The following is a 5021-nucleotide window of genomic DNA, read 5'->3' as shown; positions in this document are numbered from 1 at the left end:
GGATTTTTATAGATAAAATGAAATGCACCCGTAGACCCTGGACCTTGCGCAAGGCGAAGACTGTTCATGATCTGCCGTTTATGGATCTGCTTCATCAAGCTCACACGACACACAGGGCCCATTTCGACCCCAATCAGGTACAGTTGTCGAAACTGCATTCAATCAAGACCGGAGGCTGTCCAGAGGATTGTGCCTATTGTTCTCAATCCGCCCGGAACGGGGCCAAACTTTCAGCTTCCAAACTGATTGCCGTCGAGAAGGTAATTGGGGAAGCCAAAAAGGCTCGCGAACTCGGAGCGGGTCGCTATTGCATGGGCGCCGCCTGGCGGGAGCCGAAAGACCGGGAGATGGATGTCTTTGTCGCCATGGTAGAGGGCGTGAAGGCCCTGGGTATGGAAACCTGCATGACCCTTGGCATGTTGTCGGACCATCAGATTGCAGCGCTCCGAGACGCCGGGCTGGACTACTACAATCACAATATCGATACGTCCGAGCGATATTACCCTGAAATCATCTCGACACGGTCATTCGCCGACCGGATCGATACGCTGAACCGGGTCGGCGAAGCCGGAATAAAGGTCTGTTCCGGCGGCATTCTCGGTATGGGGGAAACGCTCGATGACCGGATAGACATGCTGGTCACCTTGGCAAATCTGCAGGTGCCGCCCGACTCTGTTCCCATCAACATGCTGATGCCGCAAGAAAACACTCCTCTGGCAGAGGCCCAACCTTTGGAACCGATCGCATTTGTCCGCATGATAGCACTTGCCCGGATCATGATGCCGAAGGCTCATATACGGCTTTCTGCGGGCCGCAGTGGCATGAGCGACGAGATGTAGGCCATGTGTTTTTTTGCAGGAGCAAATTCAATCTTTGTCGGTGACACGCTGCTGACCGCTGAAAACCCGGAGGAAGATGCGGACCATCTCCTTTTCCAAAAGCTCGGCATTTCGGCAATGGAAACGGGGACCGAAGAAAAGCAGCCGCAGACCAGACCGGCATGACCACCCGCCTCGAACAAACACTTGATGCGCTCAAAGCGAGAAACCGGCTGCGTTCCCTGACACCAGCCCGCGGGCTGGATTTTTCCTCCAATGACTATCTCGGGTTGTCAGCATCTTCTGCTCTCTACAAGGCGGCAGCTGAGGCCCTTGAGCGCAAGGTTGCCCTGGGCGCGGGGGGCTCGAGATTGTTGCGTGGCAATTCGCCCGAGCATGAAGGCCTCGAACGGGAAGCCGCTCGCTTTTTCGGCTCGGAGGCGGCACTTTTTATGGGCGGAGGGTTTCAGGCCAATCAGGCCGTCTTTTCCTGCCTGCCTGCCGCTGGCGATCTGGTTCTTTACGACGCTCTAGTTCATGCCAGCGCGCATGAGGGCATGCGTCTTGGACGAGCCGACAAAAAATGCTTTCGGCACAACGACATTTCGCATGCCAGCGAAATCGTTCAGGCCTGGCGCACAGCAGGCGGGCGGGGCCAGATCTGGCTCGTGGTCGAAAGTGTCTATTCCATGGAAGGCGACCTCGCCCCGCTTCGGGACCTTGACGCCCTCGCGCAATCGGTTGGGGCGATCCTTGTCGTGGATGAAGCCCATGCAACAGGTTTGTTCGGGAGACGAGGCTGCGGACTGGCATCGGATTTGAAGTCAGATACATTGACCCTTCACACATGCGGCAAGGCACTTGGGGTCTCGGGAGCTTTGCTATGCGGTCCCCGTGTTATGATCGACATACTGATCAACCGCGCCCGGCCTTTCATCTTTGCTACCGCCCCGCCTCCCTTGACCGCTGCACTTGTCCGCGCTGCATTGAAGATGCTCGACGAGAGCCCGGAGCTGGCTCTTGCAGCATGGGACAGGATTAACCATGCCCACAAGGAAGCCCACCGGTTCCTGGGATTGGCCGGATTGGAAACCCAGATAGTTCCGGTACTCGTTGGCAACGACTATCTTTCCTTGATGCGGGCACAAGATCTTCAAAATCAGGGATTTGACGTGCGCGCGATTCGGCCTCCGACGGTTCCGCCCGGAACATCCCGGCTTCGTGTCTCCATCACCGGGCATGTGAACACATCCGATATTTCGAACCTGTTTGAGGCAATCGGCAACCAGATGCGGGAGACTTCATGTCCAGCCTTGTTGTGACCGGTACGGATACCGGCGTCGGGAAGACAGTGGTGTCTGCGGGACTCGTTCAGGTGCTGGCAGCCGACTACTGGAAGCCGGTTCAGGCGGGCCTGCAGGAGACTACGGACAGCGCATGGGTTTCGAAGTTGACCGGAGCCCGGATCATACCGGAATGCTACCGGCTGAACCTTCCGGCCTCACCGCATCTGGCAGCCGAAGATGAAGCCATGGAAATTGACCCCGACCGCCTCGCGATGCCGCAAACCAACCGAACACTGGTGATCGAAGGGGCTGGTGGTGTTTTGGTCCCGCTCAACCGTCAGACGTTTTTCCTCGATGTTTTTACGAGGTGGCAAGCCCCCGTTCTCATCGTCGCAAGAACGGCCCTTGGTACAATCAACCATACGGCTCTGACTGTCCGGGCCCTGCGGGCTGCCGGAGCCAATGTTCTGGGCGTCATCTTCAATGGAGGCGCTGAAGACAAGGTTGAACAGACCATATGCCAAATGTGTGCTGTGCAGCATCTCGGCCGCCTGCCAGAGCTTACCCCGCTCAACAGCATCACATTGGCCAAGGCCTTTGGCGCAATCGATACAGACTATATCCGGGCCACGCTATGACACCGCTGGAATTCGACGCAAAACACCTTTGGCACCCCTATTCCAACGCCACGGCTTCCGGCCCGATGCATTTGATAGACACCGCGGAGGGCGTGTGGATTGAATGTGACGATGGCAGCCGGATGATTGATGCCATGTCCTCCTGGTGGTGCGCGATCCACGGACATCGCCATCCGAAAATTGTTGCCGCCATGCAGGCACAACTTGAGCGTATGCCGCATGTCATGTTTGGCGGGTTGACCCATCTGCCTGCAGTGGAACTCGGTCAAAAACTTGTCGGCCTGATGCCTCCGGATCTCGACCGGATTTTCTACTGCGACAGCGGCTCGGTTTCGGTTGAAGTGGCGATGAAGATGGCCGTTCAATACCAAATGGCGGCCGGGAGAACGGGCAAAGTGGAATTCGCCACAATCCGCGGCGGCTATCACGGGGATACCTGGAAGGCCATGAGCGTATGCGACCCGGTCACAGGGATGCACGGCCTGTTCCAAGGCGCACTTTCAATTCAGCATTTTGCTCCATGTCCGCCGATCAGTGTCCGGGATCAATGGCCTGACGATCCAGCTGCGAATGGTCTAGGTGAGCTTGAAGCTCTGCTTGCATGCAATGCGGACCGCATTGCAGCATTGATCCTGGAACCTTTGGTGCAAGGCGCTGGGGGGATGCACTTCTACCATCCCGAGTGGATTCGTCAGGCCAAGACACTGTGCGACGCTCACAACATTCTTTTGATCTTCGACGAGATTGCAACCGGTTTCGGCAGAACCGGCTTGTTGTTCGCGATGGATGCGGTTGGAGTGGTTCCGGATATTTTATGCCTCGGCAAAGCCCTGACCGGCGGGCACGTATCCTTTGCCGCAACGGTTACCAGCCGGCAAGTGGCCGAACAGATCGGTACCGGACACCCGGGTGTCTTCATGCACGGCCCGACTTATATGGCAAACCCGCTTGCATGCGCGGCTGCCATTGCAAGCCTAACCTTGTTGGATGACGGCGGCTGGCAAACCCGCGTCAGATCGATCGAAACACAGCTTGAAGCCGAGCTTCAGTCCGCCAGGGACCTGAAGCATGTCCGGGATGTGCGCGTCCTTGGCGCAATTGGGGTCATCGAGATGAACGCGCGGGTAGACCCGGAAGTTGCACACCGGCGCGCAATGGAAACGGGTGTTTGGTTGCGCCCTTTTGGCCGCAACATCTATTGCATGCCACCCTTTATCATCTCGCAACATGACTTGTCCCGCGTAACCGCGGAGATGATCGCGCTGGCCGGGAGCCTCTCATGAAAACACGCTGGCTGAAGCGGCAGGGCTCCTCCCGTTTGATCCTGCTCTTTGGTGGCTGGGCTACCGGCTCCAGTGTTTTCGAGAGCCTCCAGGGGTCCGACGATGTGCTGGTCGTGGATGACTACAGGCACCTTGACCTCGACCCGGCAGTGACTGACCGCTACGACACCCGTTCCGTACTGGCCTATTCCTTTGGCGTCGTGTCCGCTCTTCACTGGTTTCATGCCACGGGATATCGCCCGGATCGCCTTGTTGCGGTCAACGGAACACCGTTTCCATCGTGCCGGGACAAAGGCATAGATCCGGATGTGCTTGTGGCAACGACCAACTCCTTGTCACAGGAAACGCTCGCTCGGTTTTTCAGGCGCTGTGGCATGATAATTGGCAACCCCAACCCGGATATGGAAGGCCTGCGGGAAGAGTTGGCAGTGATTATCCGGCGTGGGGCAGCCGCACCACTGCCATTTGACCGGATCTGGATTTCAACAGCAGACCGGATCATCCCGTCCAAGGCGCAGACCAGTGCCTGGTCTGAACAAGAAAGCGCAATCCGGTATATCAACGCCCCACACCAACCTTTTGATGCCACGCAGAGTTGGGAAGACTGGCTCACATGACACATCCCTCCGCAAGGCAGCGAGTGCGGGCGAGCTTTTTTCGCAGCCGGGACAGCTATCATGCGGCCGCCAGTGAACAGGCGCTTATTGCCCGGAAACTGGTTGAACGCCTGCAATATCACTGTGCGCCCCTGCAGTTTGACAGGGTTTTTGAATTTGGCTGCGGCACCGGGCATCTGACCAATAGAATGCGTGCTGCCTTTAATCCGGCAGAGATCATCCTGAATGATCTGGTGCCGGCCTCACATCTCATGAGCTTTTCAGATGTCAGTTCTTTCCTATGCGGCGATATTCGCGAAGTGGACTGGCCCAAATCCCCGGACCTGATTGCATCCGCTTCCGCCATTCAATGGCTGGACAAGCCTGCAGCCCTGCTGCA

At 57.3% G+C, this 5021-nt stretch carries 5 protein-coding genes and 1 pseudogene; all 6 read left to right on the top strand.

Annotated features, from left to right (window positions below; genetic code table 11):
• Positions 1–17: 17 nt before the first annotated feature.
• Positions 18–1004: pseudogene (bioB, locus tag E1297_RS04385) on the top strand (biotin synthase BioB).
• On the top strand, positions 1001–2140 hold the full coding sequence (locus tag E1297_RS04380) for an 8-amino-7-oxononanoate synthase (RefSeq protein ID WP_155134378.1): 1140 nt from the start codon (positions 1001–1003) through the stop codon (positions 2138–2140). Before bioB ends, E1297_RS04380 begins: the two are co-directional and overlap by 4 nt.
• Positions 2122–2742, top strand: a complete 621-nt coding sequence (gene bioD / locus E1297_RS04375; RefSeq protein ID WP_155134375.1) for a dethiobiotin synthase — start codon at positions 2122–2124, stop codon at positions 2740–2742. Before E1297_RS04380 ends, bioD begins: the two co-directional genes overlap by 19 nt.
• Positions 2739–4025 (top strand): adenosylmethionine--8-amino-7-oxononanoate transaminase, encoded by a 1287-nt coding sequence (gene bioA / locus E1297_RS04370; RefSeq protein WP_155134372.1) that lies wholly within the window; start codon positions 2739–2741, stop codon positions 4023–4025. Before bioD ends, bioA begins: the two co-directional genes overlap by 4 nt.
• On the top strand, positions 4022–4642 hold the full coding sequence (locus tag E1297_RS04365) for a pimeloyl-ACP methyl esterase BioG family protein (protein WP_155134369.1): 621 nt from the start codon (positions 4022–4024) through the stop codon (positions 4640–4642). The genes bioA and E1297_RS04365 overlap by 4 nt, the downstream gene beginning before the upstream one ends.
• On the top strand, positions 4639–5021 hold a 383-nt coding region (locus E1297_RS04360; RefSeq protein WP_155134366.1), incomplete at its 3' end, for a methyltransferase domain-containing protein. The genes E1297_RS04365 and E1297_RS04360, both read left to right, overlap by 4 nt.

Source organism: Roseibium sp. RKSG952, assembly GCF_009711355.1.
This window is presented reverse-complemented; position numbering and strand designations above follow the sequence as displayed.

What these genes read in the sequence shown, in the direction of transcription:
- E1297_RS04380 (WP_155134378.1), top strand. Translation starts at nt 1,001, where the DNA reads ATGACCACCCGCCTCGAACAAACACTTGATGCGCTCAAAGCGAGAAAC.
- bioD (WP_155134375.1), top strand. Translation starts at nt 2,122, where the DNA reads ATGTCCAGCCTTGTTGTGACCGGTACGGATACCGGCGTCGGGAAGACA.
- E1297_RS04365 (WP_155134369.1), top strand. Translation starts at nt 4,022, where the DNA reads ATGAAAACACGCTGGCTGAAGCGGCAGGGCTCCTCCCGTTTGATCCTG.
- bioA (WP_155134372.1), top strand. Translation starts at nt 2,739, where the DNA reads ATGACACCGCTGGAATTCGACGCAAAACACCTTTGGCACCCCTATTCC.